Consider the following 15,325-nt stretch of genomic DNA (forward strand, 5'->3'; position numbering starts at 1 on the left):
GTTTAGGCCGCCAGGAACATGTCCGGGTCGAGCGCCATCAGCGTGTCGGCGCCGCCCTCGATCTTGCGACGGAGCGAACCGGCGTCGGGCATGATGCGCTCGGCAAAGAAGCGGGCGGTGACCAGCTTGGCTTCCAGGAAGCCGGCATCGCCTTCGCCCGCGTCGAGCAGGCCGGTGGCGGCCTTCGCCATGCGCAGCCACATCAGGCCGGTGGCGACGATGCCCAGGATGTGCATGTAATGATGCGCGCCGGCCCCGGCATTGTCGGGGTTCTTCATCGCGTTCTGCATCAGCCACATGGTCGCCGCTTCGAGCTGGCCCTTGGCCTTTTCGAGCGCATCGGCGAAGCTCGCCAGCTTCTCGTTGGTCTTGGCCTCGGCGATTTCGGTGGCCAGGATCTTGAGGAAGGCCTGGAGCGCGCGACCGCCATTCATCGGCAGCTTGCGGCCGACCAGGTCCATCGCCTGCACGCCATTGGTGCCTTCGTAGATCTGGGCGATGCGGGCGTCGCGGACATACTGCTCGACGCCATTTTCCCAGATATAGCCATGGCCGCCGAACACCTGCTGGCTCGACACCGCAACGTCGAAGCCCTTGTCGGTGCCATAGCCCTTGATCACCGGGGTCAGCAGTTGCAGCAGGTCGTCGGCCGCCTGACGCTCTTCCTCGGTCGCGGCGCTGTGCGACAGGTCATGCTGCAATGCGCCCCACAGGATCAGCGCGCGCAGGCCCTCGGTCAGCGCCTTGCCTTCCATCAGCATGCGGCGGACATCGGGATGGACGAACAGCGTGTCGGCCTTTTCCTCCGGCTCCTTGGGGCCGGTGAGCGCGCGGCCCTGGCGACGGTCCTTGGCGTAATGGACGGCGTTCTGGAACGCGATCTCGCCCTGGCCCAGGCCCTGCAGGCCGACGCCCAGGCGCGCGGCGTTCATCATGATGAACATGGCGGCTAGGCCCTTATTCTCCTCGCCGACCAGCCAGCCCTTGGCGCCGTCATAGTTCATGACACAGGTGGCGTTGCCGTGGATGCCCATCTTATGTTCGAGCGAACCGCAGGACACGGCATTGCGGTCGCCCAGCGAGCCGTCTTCATTGACGATGAACTTGGGCACGACGAACAGCGAGATGCCCTTGCTGCTGTCGGGCGCACCCGGCGTCTTGGCGAGGACGAGGTGGATGATATTCTCCGCCAGGTCATGCTCGCCGGCCGAGATGAAGATCTTGGTGCCGCTGATCGCGAAGCTGCCATCGCCGTTCGGCACGGCCTTGGTCTTGATGAGGCCGAGGTCCGTGCCGGAATGGGGCTCGGTCAGGTTCATCGTGCCGGTCCAGACGCCCGACACCATGTTGGGCAGATAGGTGGCCTTCTGTTCGTCGCTGCCCTTGGCGATCAGCGCGGCGATCGCGCCGGCGGTCAGGCCATGATACATTTCGAACGCCTGGTTGGCCGACAGCACATATTCGGTGACGGCGGTGGCGACGACATTGGGCAGGCCCTGGCCGCCAAATTCGGTCGGCGCGTGCAGCGTGGTCCAGCCGCCCTCGACAAACTGATCATAGGCCGCCTTGAATCCGGTCGGTGTGGTGACGCTGCCGTCGGCATGACGGGTACAGCCTTCCTTGTCGCCCACGGCATTGATCGGGAACAGCACTTCCGACGCGATCTTGCCGCCTTCGGTCAGGATCGCCTCGACCAAATCGGGGGTCGCATTCTCGAAACCGGGCAGATTGGCGTAGCGATCCAGCCCGACGACATGGTCGAGCACGAAGCGGGTGTCGCGGACAGGGGCGTTGTAGCTGGGCATGAATCTTCTCCAGGCGTTTTTGTTCTGCTGCGGGGGAGCCGACGATGCGGCTCCGGCTTATTTCTCGATCGTTCCGATGAAGCTCGCCAGTTCGGCGATGGCGGCATCGATATCGTCCTTCTGGCGGGTCAGAAGGTCGATGCGCGCACGGCACTTGTCGATCGTCACGCGGCGCTGTTCCTCATGACCCTCGTCGGCGTCATAGAGGTCGATCATCTCGCGAATATCGTTGAGGCTGAAGCCCACGCGCTTGCCGCGCAGGATCCAGGCAAGGCGGGCGCGGTCGCGGCGCGAATAGACGCGGGCCAGGCCCTGGCGCTCCGGTGCGATCAGCCCTTCATCCTCATAGAAACGCAGGGCACGGGCGGTGACGCCGAACTCCTCGCTGAGGTCGGTGATGCTGTAGCTCTGCTGGTCACGGTCATCGGGAAGCTCGATGCCGGCAATGCTGGTGCGCGTGTTCATGAGCAAAGACTATGACGGCTTTACGTTTACGTCAAGGTTAGAAGATGCGCAGGACGATCGGCCGTGCCAGGGCCTCGGGGAATAGCATTTCGGGCGATTTGCGACTATGGGCGGCGCCATGATCCGTCTTTCCGGTTTGAAATTGCCCCTCGACCATCCGGCCGAGGCGATGCCCGTCGCCATCTGCGAACGCCTGGGGCTGGAGCCGCAGCAACTGCTTGGCCACAGCGTCGTGCGGCGCGGCAATGATGCGCGCCGCCGCAGCGCGATCCAGCTGGTCTATACGCTCGACATCGACGTGGCCGACGAGGCCGCGGTGCTGGAGCGCTTTGCCAAGGACCATGATGTCCGGCCGACGCCCGACACCAGCTACAAGTTCGTCGCCCATGTGCCCGACGGCTGGCAGGGCAAGCGCCCGGTGGTGATCGGGGCGGGGCCGTGCGGCCTGTTCGCCGGCCTGATCCTGGCGCAGATGGGGTTCAAGCCGATCATCCTGGATCGCGGCAAGGTGGTGCGCGAGCGGACCAAGGACACCTGGGGCCTGTGGCGCCGGGCCGAACTCAACCCCGATTCCAACGTCCAGTTCGGCGAAGGCGGCGCCGGCACCTTCTCCGACGGCAAGCTCTATTGCCGGGTGAAGGATCCCCGCTTCCTGGGCCGCAAGGTGCTGGAGGAATTTGTCGCTGCCGGCGCACCCGACGATATCTTGTGGGAGGCGCACCCCCATATCGGCACTTTCCGCCTGGTCTCGATGGTCGAAGCGATGCGCAAGCAGATCGAGTCGCTCGGCGGCGAATATCGCTGGCAGCACCGCGTCGACGATCTGGTGCTGGAACGGCAGGGCGACGGCACGCAGAAGCTGCGGGGGCTGGTCCTGCATGACGGCAGCGTGATCGAGGCCGACCATGTGGTGATGGCAGTGGGCCACAGTGCCCGCCCGACCTTCGAGATGCTGCACGGCAAGGGCGTGCATATCGAGCCCAAGCCCTTCTCGATCGGCGTGCGGATCGAGCATCCGCAAAGCTGGGTCGACAAGGCGCGCTATGGCAATTGTGCCGGCCATCCCGATCTGGGCGCGGCGGCCTATAGCCTCGCCCATCATTGCGCCAATGGCCGGACCGTCTACAGCTTCTGCATGTGTCCGGGTGGCCGGGTGGTCGCTGCGACCTCCGAAGAAGGGCGCGTCGTCACCAATGGCATGAGCCAGTATAGCCGCGCCGAGTTCAACGCCAATTCGGGGCTGGTCGTCGGCATCGATCCGGCGCGCGACTTTCCCGATGGGCCGCTGGCCGGGATCGAACTGCAGCGCCATTGGGAAAGCCTGGCCTATGTCGCGGGTGGTTCTTCCTACTGGGCGCCGGGGCAGACGGTCGGCGACTTCCTCGCGCGTCGGCCTTCGACCCAGCTGGGGTCGGTCGTGCCCTCCTACAAGCCGGGGGTCACGCCGACCGATCTGTCGCTTTGCCTGCCCGATTATGTGATCGAGGCGTTTCATGAGGCGCTGCCCGCCTTTGGTCGCCAGATCGCCCGTTATGACGATCCCGACGCGGTGATGACCGGCGTGGAAACCCGCACCTCCTCGCCGATCCGCATCACGCGCGGCAAGGATTTTCAGAGCCTCAACGTTGCCGGCCTCTACCCGGCGGGCGAGGGCGCGGGCTATGCCGGCGGCATCCTTTCGGCGGCGATCGACGGCATCAAGGTGGCCGAGGCAGTGGCGGTTCAGATGGTCCAGTCCTGATCTGCGACGGGTTTGACATCGCCCGGTCATGAAGCCGTCACGGCCCTGACCCGTCTTCGTCCCTTCGGCGTCATCGCACCGTCAATCCAGCGTAACGGGCGGGCGTTATTGCGGCGCCATGCTGAACCCGATCGACCGTTGCATGCGCATCTCCCCGGCCGACAAGGCCCGGCTGCGCCTCCTGTTCTTGGCCAAGCATGCCTGCAAGGGCGGCGGCGCCGACAGCGTGGATGGCAATCATGCCGTCTATCATCATGAGATGCGATCGACGCTGGAGGCGATTGGCCTCCATGTCGCGGTCGCCGACAGTTATGATGCGCTGTTCGACAAGCCCGATGTCGACTTCGTCGTCACCCTGCTCAATCGCGGCGGATTTCAGAATAGCGAGATGCTGGCGCCGCTCCTGCTGTCCTGGCGCGGCGTGCCCTTCCTGGGTGCAAGCCCGATCGTCCGTGGCGTGTCCGACGATAAATATCTCTCCAAGCTGATCGCTCGCGCCCATGGCGTGCCGACCATGCCGGCGCGCATCCTGCGTCGGGGCGCCATGCCGGCCGGCCCGGAATTCCAGGCCGAGCGGCTGGTGGTGAAGCCCAACGCCTCGTCGGCCTCCTGGGGCCTCGCGATGGTCGACAACTGGACGGAGGCCCATGCCCATGCCGATCATCTCCATGGCCTGGGCCATGACGTGCTGGTCGAGGCCTGGGCGCCCTTGCTCGACGTGGCCGTGCCGGTCGTCGGCGGCAGCGGTGGCCAGCCCTGGATTCTCCCGCCGATGATGTATGTGCCGGCCGATCCGCATCGCGAACGCAGCTATGAGGAGAAGCGCGGCCTGATCGATGCGGGCGATGATCCGCTGATCCTGGTGGAGGACCATGACCTGCGGACGCGGCTAGAGGATATGACCCGCCGCCTGCTGCCCGAACTCTGGCCGTTCGACTATGGCCGGTTCGAGTATCGCTACGATCCGGCGTCGGGCGAGCTGCTGTTCATGGAAGTGAACCTGTCCTGCAATCTCTGGTCGAAGAAGACGATCTCGCGCTCAGCCGCGTCGATCGGCGTCGATCATCAGAGCCTGGTCGAAACGATCGTCGCGCACAGCCTGGCCCGGCATGGCCTGCTGACCGAAATGCCGGTGCTGGAGGCCGCCTGATGCCCGGCATGGCAACGGCGCTGGTGCTCGCCGGCAAGCGCGACGGCGCGACAGACCCACTCGCACAGGCTGCGGGCGTCACCCATAAATGCCTGATCCCGGTGGTCGGCCAGCCGATGCTGGTCCATGTGATCGAGGCGCTGGCGGCCAGCCCGCGCATCGGCGAAATCCGGGTCGCGATCGAGGATGTGGCGGTGCTCGACGCCCTGCCGCAACTGCGCGGACTACGGAATACCGGACGGCTGGTCGCTATTTCGGCCCGGCCCAATCTGGTCGATTCCGTACTGGCGGCGGCCGATGGTGCGCGCTTCCCGTTGCTCATCACCACTGCCGACAATGTGCTGCTGACGCCCGATGCACTGGCCGAGATGTTGGACGGTTGCGCCGCGCAGGGCGCGAACGCCGCCGTCGCCTTCACCCGCCGCGCGTCCGTGCTGACGGCGCATCCGCAGGGACAGCGCAAATTCTATCGCTTCGCCGACGACGAATTTTCCAACTGCAACACCTATTGGCTGAAGAATGCAAAGGCGCTCGCAGCGGCCGAGACCTTCCGCTCGGGCGGGCAGTTCGTGAAGCATCCGACGCGGATCATCGGCGCCTTCGGCCTCCTCAACCTGATCCGTTTCCGCTTCGGCATCGGCACACTGGGCCAGGCCTTTGCGCGTTTCTCCCGCCGCTTCCGCATGGTGATCGCGCCGGTGATCCTGAGCGACGGCGCGGTCGCGATCGACGTCGACAATGCGCGCAGCCATGGCGTGGCAAGCGAATTGCTGGAGCGGCGGCTGGCGCGGGTCGAGGCGGCCTGACCCTTGTTCACGTTGCGTGCGTTGCCCCCGGCCGACGGCAATGTCCTGCTGGCGGCCTATCATGACGGATTGCGTCGCCACTGGCCGCTGGGCCGGCGAACGGTTGCGCGGCTGATCGCGGCGAGCGGGCGCAGCGGCTGGGCGGCGTCGGAACGGCGCCTGCTGTGCGAAACGGTGCGGGCGCAGGGGCTCAGCATGCGCGATCGCAAGGGGCTGCATCGGCTGCTCAATCCCGGCGCTTTCCCGGCCGAGACCAATCCGCTCAAGAACAAGCAGCTTTTCGCCCGCCATGCCGCTGCGGCGGGATTGCCGGTGCCCGACAGTTTCGCGCTGGAGACAGCTGATATCGCCACTTGGCTGCACGGCCAGAGCGTCATCATCGCCAAGCCCAGCTATCGTTCCAAGGGGCAGGGGGTTGTGCGCTTCGCAAAGAAGGGCGGGCGCTGGGAAGGCACGGAAGGGCCGATCGCCGACGACGCGCTGCGCGCGCGCCTGCTGGCACTGTGGGCGGCCGGCGGTGTGATCCAGCGTTGCCTGGCCACCCATGATGCGCTGGCGGATATGTCGCCCGGCGCACTGCCGACCTTGCGCGTGGTCACCTGCCTGGACGAGGTCGGCACGCCGGAGGCCTGCGCGCTGGCGCTGCGCCTGTCTGCCGGCGGCGGGCGCCCTGTGGATAATTTCAACGCCGGCAATCTGGTGCTGTCGGTCGATGCCGACGGGCATTGCGGCCCGGTATGGCAGGCGGGACCGGATGGCGCGCCGATCCGCTGCGACCGGCATCCGCTGACCGGTGCGCCCATCAGCGGCCGGCCGGTGCCCGATCTGGATGCCGCCGTGGCGCTCGCGCTGCGCGCGCATCTCGCTTTCCGATCGGGCTTTACCGTGATCGGCTGGGATATTGGCCTGACGCCGGACGGCCCGGTGCTGGTCGAAGGCAACTGGAACCCCGGCACCGACATCATGCAACTGGTGAGCGGCCGGGGGCTGGCCGACAGCCGGCTGGGCGCGCTTTACTGCCATCATCTGCGCCATCTGCCGCCGCAGCGCTGGCAGGCGGCCGGCGCGATCGAGCGCGACCCGCGCCGAGCGTGATCATCCTCTATGTCCATGCGCTGGCCGCGACCGGCGTGGTGCGCAATGTCCGTATCCTGGCCGCCGAACTGGCGGCGCGCGGGCTGGATGTCGAACTGGTGACGGCGCTGCCGGGCGGCGAGGGCGTGACCGGCGTGCCGCATCATGCGCTGCTGGCCGGGCCAAACCCGTCGCGCCCGCGCGAAAAGCTGCAGGCGATCGCGGCGCTGCGGCGGCATCTGCGATCGCGGGGGCGGGCGACGCTGATTTCGGCGGGCAATCATGGCCATGGCACGGCCTGGGCGGCGAGCCAGGGGCTGCGCGACGTGCGGCGCATCTATCGCATCAGCAACGACATCATGCGCAATGCGGCGGGGGCGCCATCAGGTGGGCTCGGGCGCCTCAGCCGCACCGCGATGGCGCGGCTGCTGGCGCGCGACGCCGATCATCTGGTGCTGGTGTCGCCGACCTTGGCGGATACGCCTGCTTTTGCCGGCGCGGCGCGGGCGGGCAAGGTGGCGGTGATCCCCAATGGCATCGACGCCGATGCCGCCCGCTTCCTGGCGGACGGGCCGGTGCCGCATCGCTGGATGGGGCGCTCGCCGCCGGTGATCCTGGCGATCGGCCGGCTGGCGCCGCAGAAGAATTTTGCGACGCTGCTTGCCGCCTTCGCGATCCTGCGGCGGCAGCGACCGGCACGGCTAATCATCCTGGGCGAAAGCCGCGACCGCGCCTGCGATAGCCTGCGGGCGCAGGCGAAGGCGCTTGGTATAGCTGATGATCTCGACCTGCCCGGCACGGTCGACAATGTCTTTCCCTGGCTGGCCCATGCCGATGCCTTCATCCTGCCGAGCTGGTGGGAAGGATCACCCAATGTCCTGCTGGAGGCGATGGCCGTGGACGTGCCGATCGTCGCGTCGCGCAGCGCCGGCAACGCCGTCGACCTGCTCGATGATGGACGGTGCGGCCTGCTGGTCGACCCGGCCGATGCGACAGCGCTGGCAGATGCGCTGGAGCGTCAGCTCGATCTCGCCACCGCGATCCGCCCCGGTGACCGGATCGATCATTTCGGTCTGGACGCGCTGTCCGATGCCTGGGGGCGGCTGCTGCGCTAGCCGTTGCGAAACTGCCGTGGCGTTAGTCCGGTCCAGCGCTTGAACGCGCGACCAAAACTGGTCTGTTCGGCATAGCCCAGCCGCTCCGCCGTGGCGCTCGACATTCCTCACCGGCCGGCCGCACCGATGGACGTGCTTCCAGGTCGCCGAAAATTGGGCCAGCGCGGGCTGCTCAGCCATCCATAGCGCTGGCCTATGGCCTACCTGCGAATCGCTATTTGACCCTTTAGCGGCCCCATGCCAGCCCTCGGTCCAGACAGGGGAGAGGCATGCGGACAGAGATCGATCGGCGCGGGTTCATCGCAGCGGGCGCCAGCCTGATGATCGGCACGGCCGCCCGATCCGCCCTGCCGGTGATCCGGCAGTCGCCCAAGGCGCGCATCATCATCGACAATGATTTCGCCGGCGATCCCGACGGTCTGATCGCGCTCGCGCATCAACTGGCGACGAAGGCGGCGCGGCCGGTGCTGGTCACGACATCGGCGCTCGACGCGAAGCTGGCGGCGCTCGGCGGACAGCCGGCCGGCGCAACCGCCGCGGCGGGCAAACAGGCGGCGATCGACCTGATGAAGATCATGGGGGTGACGAACCCTTGCCCGGTGATCGCAGGCAGCGAGCAGTTCGGCGTCGCCGGGGCACAGGCATCGGCGGCGGCACGGGCGATCGTGGCGGAGGCGATGCGGGACGATCCGCTGCCGCTCTTCTTCACCTGTGGCGGGCCACTCACCAATCTCGCCCAGGCGATGCTGCTGGAGCCGGCCATCGCCGATCGCATGACCCTGGTCTGGATCGGCGGCGCCGACTATCCGCAGGGCGGCAGCGAATATAATCTGTCTACCGATCTGGAAGCGGCGCGTGTCGTGATCGAGCGGAGTCGCATGCCGATCTGGCAGATAGCCGCCGGCGCCTATCGCCAGTTGCAGATGTCGGTGGCGGAAATGACGGCAACCTTGCGGCCGATGTCGCCCACGACCGCATGGCTCTATGGCCGCTATGCCGATCTGCCGCCTTTCGTCCAACTGGGCGGCGCCATCACCCTGGGCGACAGTCCGATGGTATTGCTGACGTCCGTGTCTGCGGAGAGCAGCGCCTCCTCGGTCGTCGCCGGACGGCGCCTGCTGGACGATTCCCGCTATGGCGCGGAAATCCCCGGCCGCTCGATCCGCCTCTTCACCCAGCTCGATGCGCGGCTGGCACTGGCCGATTTCCTGGCCCTGATGCGGCCGCGGGCAGGCTAGCGGGCGATCTCGATCCGATCGTCCACAACCCGCACCTCGTAGACATTCATCGGCGCCTTGGCCGGCGGGGTCATCGCGTGGCCGGTTTCCAGATATAGGTGTGCATGCGGTCCATCTGGGCCTGTCGGTCCTTGTTGTGCAGAAGGGACATCAATTTGGCGGCGCATCGACCGCTCGGGCGCGGTGGACGGCGGCTGGTCGACCACCCGGATGATCAACAGCCGCTTTGCCGGCTGAGATCGTCGCGCAGCGCGCTCTCGTCCCGGTCCAGCGCGTCGAGAGTCGCCAGCGCCATGGCGCGATAGGCCGGCAGCAGCTCGGGCGCGTGCGAGGTCAACGCCGTCAGATGATTGCCGATCGTCTGTCGGTCGCCGCGCAGCAGCGGGCCGGACAGGGCATCGATCCCGCGATCCAGGCTGTTGTCGAGCGCGGCCCGGACCAGCGGCGCCAGCAGCGCGCCGGGCTCCACCACGCCGGCCGCAACCAGCGCGTCGGACGCGCCGGCGATCAGCGTTACCAGATGATTGGCTGCATGGCAGAGGGCGGCATGATAGAGGGCGCGATGCGCTTCCGCGACCTCGACCGCCACGCCGCCCAGCAGCGCGACCAGCTTGCGCGCCGCCGCGATAGAAGGCGCATCGGCCCCGGTGATGGCGAAGCGGGCGCCCTGCATCCGCGCGACTTCGGCGGCCGGATCGCCGGTGAAGGTCATCGCCGGATGGACGGCGGCGGTGATCGCGCCCTGCGCTCGCAGCGGGGCAAGCAGCGCCGCGCCGCTGCGCCCGCTGACATGGCAGATGGTGGCAGACAGCGGCATAGTGGCCAGATCCGCGATCACCGCCGGCAGGGCGTCGTCCGCCACCGCCAGCAGGATCAGGTCGCAATTGGATGACAGCGAAGTTGACAGGGCAACGGCCTGCGCACGGCCAATCGCCTCGAGCGCAGCGGCGGCATGATCCGGATTGCGACCCTGCACCAGGATCGGCGCAGCGCTGTGCGGCGCCAGTGCCAGCCCCAGCGCGCGCGCGACCCGGCCGGTGCCGATGAGGCCGATCTGGCGATAGGCGGGATGCTCGGTCATGGCGCGCCTATATCCCGGCCGGTGCGGCTACTCTAGCCCGGATTGGTGGCGGTCACGATCCAGGCGGCGCCGTCGATCAGGATCGCGGTCTCGCCGGGCCGCGCGGCGAAGGCCTGGCGTACCGCCTGGGCGGCGCGATCCCGCACATCGGCAGGCTGATCGGCGAGCGCGCGGGAGAGCGGGCCGACCTCGAACGCCATGGCGAGGGCATCGTCCAGCGCCGCCTCGCGATTTGCGCCCTGGCCGAAGGGGATGACGCCATCGATCGGGGCTAGGTCGATTTCGGCAAAGCCGGCGTCGGTCAGGATGCGCGTTACCCGTGCCTGATCGCCAAAGGAGAAGGGGCCGGGCGCTTCGGGGTCGGGCGGCGCCAGCGGCGGCACGATGTCGCGGATCGCGCCCATCGGCAGGCGCACCCAATCATTGTCCGCCGCCGCCCGCCAGCAGACGAAGGCGATCCGTCCGCCCGGCCGCAGCCAGCGCCGCATATGCGCGAAACTGGCCACCGGATCGTCGAAGAACATCACGCCAAAGCGGGAGAAGAGCAGGTTGAAGCCATGGGTGGTCAATGTCGCACTGCCGGCATCGGCCAGGGCATAGCGGACCGGAAGGTCGGTGGGCTGCTGCGATCGGGCGAGCGCGATCAGCGGCCCGGAAATGTCGAGGCCCAGCACTTCACCGGTCGCGCCGACCTGGCGGGCAAGGGCGATGCTGCTGGTGCCCGCGCCGCATCCGACATCCAGCACGCGCTCGCCTGGCCGGGCGGCGGCAACTGCCATCGCCGCATCGCCAAAGGGGGCGAGCATCGCGTCGAGCCGCTGCCGATGCGTGACCCAGCGTTCGCCGCTCGATCCGTTCCAGTCCGACACCTGATAGACATTGGGCTGCGCCATCTTCTTTCCTTTTTGCGAATCGTTCGCAAAAATCTAGTGGCTGGCGATCAACTTGCAAGAGCGGCTGATTACCAGATGACGCGACAGGCGATCAGGTCGTCAATTTCGCTGTCACTCAAGCCCAATATATCGCCATAGACCAGATGGTTATGCTCGCCGAGCAACGGCGCGCCACGGGTGATGCTGGCATCGCTGGCCATCGATCCGTTGCACGCGGCGGGATTGAGGCGCATGACGCGCGCTCAGGCACTTTCCGACTGAGCCATATCCACAGCGGTGCGCACCATCGTGCGCAGGTCCAGCATGGCCTGTGCGCCGGCTCTGGCGGCTTCGGCCGGCGTCAGGCCGAAACAGGTCTTGCGATGACCCGATATGACGCCGGAAAAGAGCGCGGCCTCCAGCGGCGCGACATCCCGGCCCAGGATCGCGCGGAGCAGGCCGCCGCTGGTGCGGCCGCGCCGATAGCGCAACTGGGGGGCGAAATCGCGCAGGTCACCATCGCGCGCGGCGGCCAGCATCAGTTCGTCGATCGCCGGCAGGATGCGGTCGTTGCGGGGCGGGGGATTGGAATAGCGCGCGAGCAACTGCTCGTCGGTCAATGTCACTGCCTCCGGTACGGTGCCGCCGCCCGATTCCACCGCCTTGCGATAGATCATCTCGAACGCTGCGCGGACCAGTTCGGCGCTCGACCGGAAATTATAGGAGACGACGCCCAGCGTCAGGCCCGCCCGCGCGGCGACGGCGCGATGGGTCAGGGCCGCCATGCCCTCCTGCGCCAGCACATCGGCCGCCGCCTCGGCAATCTGTTCCATCGTGCCGCTGCTAATCGTCTGTTCGGGCAGGGCAAGGTCGGCCTGCTCGCGGGCGAACTGACGCCAATGGCCGGCGCGCACTGGGCGACCGCACAGCCAGTCGTTCCAGCCTGCGCACATGTCGTCCAGCGCGGCGCGGTCGACCGGTCGGCGCCAGCGCATCAGGTGCAGCGTCGCTTCGCCATCGAACAGATAGGCGGTATGGGCGCCATGCCCCCCATGTCCGCAGCGGGTGCAGACCTCTTCCCAGAAACTGCGCCACATCGCTGCCCAGCGATCGCAGACCGGCACATAGCGGAGATCACGCGCGGCGATCAGCTGGCATTCGCGCCAGGCGAAGGCCAGCCGGCGCTGTTCCTCGCACCATTGGTCGATCAGGGCTGCGAGCAACGGCCCGAAGGCGTCACGCGACAGGCGCGCGACCCCCTCCAGTTCCGCCAGCCGCGCCGCGCACCAGCGTTCCGACTCGCACTGGGCCTGTTCGTGGCTGGAAAGAAACAACTGTTCCAGTGATCCGAAGTGATGATAGATTCCGGATACGGGGGTCTGGGCCAGGCGGCTGATCGCGCGGGCCGATGTGTCGCTCGCGCCATCACGTTCCCATAGGTCGAGGACGGCCTCGATAAGCCGCGCCATCGCGCCGATTTCCGATGTTTTTTCCGAATGTGCCGCCGTCGCCATAGCGTCCTTTATGCCATATCCCCCCGAACTGGCAAAGGCTGCGTCGGGGCGATATCCGTGTCTCGCCGCTGTCATATTGCCGCTGTTCCTGTCATCAAACTGAGATACATATGTAACTGCGGCTGCATACATACGTTCTAACTGCCCCTCCGAATTCAACATCATTCGGGGGATACGCATCATGAAATGTTCGTCTGTCCTGCGCCGTCGCGCACTCATTCTGGCCGGCACCATGCTGATGGGGGCGGGGCTGATGGGGGCGGGCTTCGTGGCTCAGGCCCATGCGGAGGAAGCACCGCTTGACGAAGGAGATGCCGGCCTTGGTTCGATTGTCGTCACCGCGCAGAAGACCGAGACCAATTTGCAGAAGACGCCGATCGCCATTTCGGTGCTGGGCAGCGATGATCTCAAGGCGCGCAGCGTGGTGAGCCTGAAGGATCTGGGCGACGGCGCTGTGCCCTCGCTGCGCATCGCCCCCTTTGCGTCGCGCAATTCGGCGCTGACCGTCGGTATTCGCGGCATCGTGCCGTTCGACGCCAACCAGCCCAGCCGCGACGCGGGCGTGGGCATCTATATTGACGGCGTCTATCTCGGCCGTTCGCAGGGGCTGGGCACGGCTTTGTTCGACATCGAACGGATCGAGGTGCTGAAGGGGCCGCAGGGCACGTTGTTCGGCCGAAACTCGACCGGCGGCGCGCTCAGCATCGTCAGCAAGAAGCCGAGCGGCGAGTTTCACCTCAGCCAGACCATGGGCGTCATGAATTATGACGGCTACAAGGTCGAAACCCATCTCGACCTGCCCAGCTTCGCCAATGTCAGCGTCAAGCTGGACGCGCTCGTCACCAAGCGCGGCGGCACCACCGACAATCCGATGGCGGGCGAGGAGGATTATAACCAGCTCGACCAGCGCGGCATGCACGGCGCGATCCTGTGGGAACCGAGCAGCCGCTTCTCCGCCCAATATGATTTCGACACCTCCTATGACGCCAGCACGCCCTATTATTTCCAGATGCTGGGCAAGTCGGATCGTCTGCCGGTCGCGGACATGGTCGAGGTCCAGCCCGATCGCGCCAGGACCGCCGATATCGGCGTGCCGATCCAGAAGAGCATCGGCAAGACCCATGGCCATGCGCTGCACATGGACTGGCAGGTCGCCGATGGCATCAACCTGCGCTCCATCACTTCCTATCGCGAACTGAGCCAGAGCCAATATGACAATGGCGGCGCGCATCAGGGCGCCTTTGCGCCCTATGCCAAGTTCGCGCGCTACAGCCTGGCGGGTCTCGAACAGAATCAGTTCAGCCAGGAAGTGCAGTTGGTGGGCTCGCTCTCGCGCGTTGATTTCGTCGCCGGCGCCTATTATTATCATGAAAAGGGCGAGGATTGGGCCTGGGCGCCCTATACCATGCAGTGGGGGGCAACTGCGGCTGACGCGCCGACCCGCCTGCCGACGCTGGAAGCCGGCCAGGTCACGCCCTATCCCGACCGTGCCAGCGACGCCAAGGCAGACAGCTTCGCCCTCTATGGCCAGGCGACCTGGACCCCGGCGATCCTGGACGATGCACTGCACCTGACCGGCGGCGCGCGCTATACCCGTGACAAAAAGAGCGGCGACCTGTTCAAGGTCAATGGCGTCGACAAGGATTTCCGCTTCGACATTTCCAGCAGCCGGATCGACCCGACCGTCACGCTGGCGTTCGACGCGACCGACAATATCCATCTCTATGGCAAATGGGGGACCGCCTATCGCGCCGGCGGCGCCAATTCCCGCTCCGTCACCTATCGCGCCTATAAGCCCGAGGAGGTCGAAACCTCCGAAATCGGCTTCAAGGGCGAGTTCCTCGACCATCATGTCCGGCTGAACCTGGCCGCCTACAAGACGATCTACAAGAATCAGCAGATCGACTTCAACGCGGTGCTGTCCGAAGTGCCGGGCGGTCCGACCCGCACCACGATCGAGACCGTCAATGTCGATGGCCATGGCACGATCAAGGGCTTCGAGGCAGATCTGGTGGTGATGCCGGTCGAGGGGCTGACGCTGACGGCGGCCTATGCCTATACCAAGGGCGATCTGGCACAGGCGGCCAATCCCTTTGCCGGCAATGCGCTGCAAACCGTGTTCGTGGTCTATACGCCCAAGAACGCCTTCAGCGGCGCGATCGACTATAGCCTGCCGCTCGACTGGGCGACGCTGCGCGCCCATGTCGATGCCAATGGCGGCGATGGCTATCATTCCCAGTCCAGCGACGCGGCGCTGACCGACTCTTCCTTCCTGGTGAATGCCCGCCTGTCGCTCGCCGACATCACGCTCAAGGGCGACGCCAAGCTCCAGATTTCGGCCTGGTCGCGCAACCTGTTCAACGAACAGCACACATTCTTCCAGACCGGCTCCTCGTCGCTGCAACTGGGCATTTTCAACGAACCGCGCACCTATGGCCTGGAAGCCACGGTGCGCTTCTAAAAT

The 15,325-nt window shown here is 66.5% G+C and carries 15 protein-coding genes; 7 read left to right on the top strand and 8 right to left on the bottom strand.

Annotation, left to right across the window (positions count from 1 at the left end):
- Nucleotides 1-2: 2 nt before the first annotated feature.
- Both ACUCV3_RS12635 and ACUCV3_RS12640 read right to left on the bottom strand, forming a co-directional pair.
- Nucleotides 3-1,805, bottom strand: coding sequence for an acyl-CoA dehydrogenase C-terminal domain-containing protein (locus ACUCV3_RS12635; RefSeq protein ID WP_037506263.1), 1,803 nt, complete (start codon nucleotides 1,803-1,805; stop codon nucleotides 3-5).
- Nucleotides 1,806-1,862: 57 nt separating this feature from the next.
- Nucleotides 1,863-2,270, bottom strand: coding sequence for a MerR family transcriptional regulator (locus ACUCV3_RS12640; RefSeq protein ID WP_004210206.1), 408 nt, complete (start codon nucleotides 2,268-2,270; stop codon nucleotides 1,863-1,865).
- A gap of 118 nt (nucleotides 2,271-2,388) precedes the next feature.
- On the opposite strand from ACUCV3_RS12640, the gene ACUCV3_RS12645 reads away from it, so the two are divergent.
- From ACUCV3_RS12645 to ACUCV3_RS12665, 5 genes are all read left to right on the top strand, one after another.
- Nucleotides 2,389-4,011: an NAD(P)/FAD-dependent oxidoreductase gene (locus ACUCV3_RS12645; protein WP_313039253.1), complete on the top strand. Its 1,623-nt coding sequence runs from the start codon at nucleotides 2,389-2,391 to the stop codon at nucleotides 4,009-4,011.
- Nucleotides 4,012-4,129: 118 nt separating this feature from the next.
- A complete protein-coding gene (locus tag ACUCV3_RS12650; protein WP_279727690.1) occupies nucleotides 4,130-5,161 on the top strand; it encodes a D-alanine--D-alanine ligase family protein in 1,032 nt (343 codons plus the stop codon).
- Nucleotides 5,161-5,967: an NTP transferase domain-containing protein gene (locus ACUCV3_RS12655; RefSeq protein WP_482240666.1), complete on the top strand. Its 807-nt coding sequence runs from the start codon at nucleotides 5,161-5,163 to the stop codon at nucleotides 5,965-5,967. The genes ACUCV3_RS12650 and ACUCV3_RS12655 overlap by 1 nt, the downstream gene beginning before the upstream one ends.
- 3 nt (nucleotides 5,968-5,970) lie before the next feature.
- A complete protein-coding gene (locus ACUCV3_RS12660; protein ID WP_482240667.1) occupies nucleotides 5,971-7,062 on the top strand; it encodes a sugar-transfer associated ATP-grasp domain-containing protein in 1,092 nt (363 codons plus the stop codon).
- Entirely contained in the window at nucleotides 7,059-8,156 is a 1,098-nt protein-coding gene (locus ACUCV3_RS12665; RefSeq protein WP_279727693.1) for a glycosyltransferase, read from the top strand. The genes ACUCV3_RS12660 and ACUCV3_RS12665 overlap by 4 nt, the downstream gene beginning before the upstream one ends.
- Here the strand turns inward: ACUCV3_RS12665 and ACUCV3_RS12670 are convergent.
- Nucleotides 8,153-8,260 (bottom strand): helix-turn-helix domain-containing protein, encoded by a 108-nt coding sequence (locus tag ACUCV3_RS12670; RefSeq protein ID WP_234415651.1) that lies wholly within the window; start codon nucleotides 8,258-8,260, stop codon nucleotides 8,153-8,155. The two genes, ACUCV3_RS12665 and ACUCV3_RS12670, sit on opposite strands and share 4 nt — an antisense overlap.
- Before the next feature lie 165 nt (nucleotides 8,261-8,425).
- On the opposite strand from ACUCV3_RS12670, the gene ACUCV3_RS12675 reads away from it, so the two are divergent.
- Nucleotides 8,426-9,394, top strand: a complete 969-nt coding sequence (locus ACUCV3_RS12675; RefSeq protein WP_048936372.1) for a nucleoside hydrolase — start codon at nucleotides 8,426-8,428, stop codon at nucleotides 9,392-9,394.
- On the opposite strand, the gene ACUCV3_RS12680 is transcribed toward ACUCV3_RS12675, so the two are convergent.
- The 5 genes from ACUCV3_RS12680 to ACUCV3_RS12700 form a co-directional block, all read right to left on the bottom strand.
- Complete coding sequence (locus ACUCV3_RS12680) at nucleotides 9,391-9,612, bottom strand: Rieske (2Fe-2S) protein (RefSeq protein WP_048936373.1); 222 nt, start codon at nucleotides 9,610-9,612, stop codon at nucleotides 9,391-9,393. The genes ACUCV3_RS12675 and ACUCV3_RS12680 overlap by 4 nt on opposite strands.
- On the bottom strand, nucleotides 9,609-10,475 hold the full coding sequence (locus tag ACUCV3_RS12685) for a Rossmann-like and DUF2520 domain-containing protein (RefSeq protein ID WP_048936374.1): 867 nt from the start codon (nucleotides 10,473-10,475) through the stop codon (nucleotides 9,609-9,611). The genes ACUCV3_RS12680 and ACUCV3_RS12685 overlap by 4 nt, the downstream gene beginning before the upstream one ends.
- A gap of 32 nt (nucleotides 10,476-10,507) precedes the next feature.
- A complete protein-coding gene (locus tag ACUCV3_RS12690; RefSeq protein ID WP_279727696.1) occupies nucleotides 10,508-11,368 on the bottom strand; it encodes a class I SAM-dependent methyltransferase in 861 nt (286 codons plus the stop codon).
- A 68-nt stretch (nucleotides 11,369-11,436) separates the two neighbouring features.
- On the bottom strand, nucleotides 11,437-11,601 hold the full coding sequence (locus tag ACUCV3_RS12695; RefSeq protein WP_010339321.1) for a hypothetical protein: 165 nt from the start codon (nucleotides 11,599-11,601) through the stop codon (nucleotides 11,437-11,439).
- A gap of 9 nt (nucleotides 11,602-11,610) precedes the next feature.
- Nucleotides 11,611-12,861, bottom strand: coding sequence for a TetR/AcrR family transcriptional regulator (locus ACUCV3_RS12700; RefSeq protein ID WP_482240668.1), 1,251 nt, complete (start codon nucleotides 12,859-12,861; stop codon nucleotides 11,611-11,613).
- Nucleotides 12,862-13,042: 181 nt separating this feature from the next.
- Between ACUCV3_RS12700 and ACUCV3_RS12705 the strand changes: the two genes are divergently transcribed.
- Nucleotides 13,043-15,322, top strand: coding sequence for a TonB-dependent receptor (locus tag ACUCV3_RS12705; protein WP_279727699.1), 2,280 nt, complete (start codon nucleotides 13,043-13,045; stop codon nucleotides 15,320-15,322).
- Nucleotides 15,323-15,325: the final 3 nt, after the last annotated feature.

It is taken from the genome of Sphingobium sp. VMM (genome assembly GCF_056790315.1).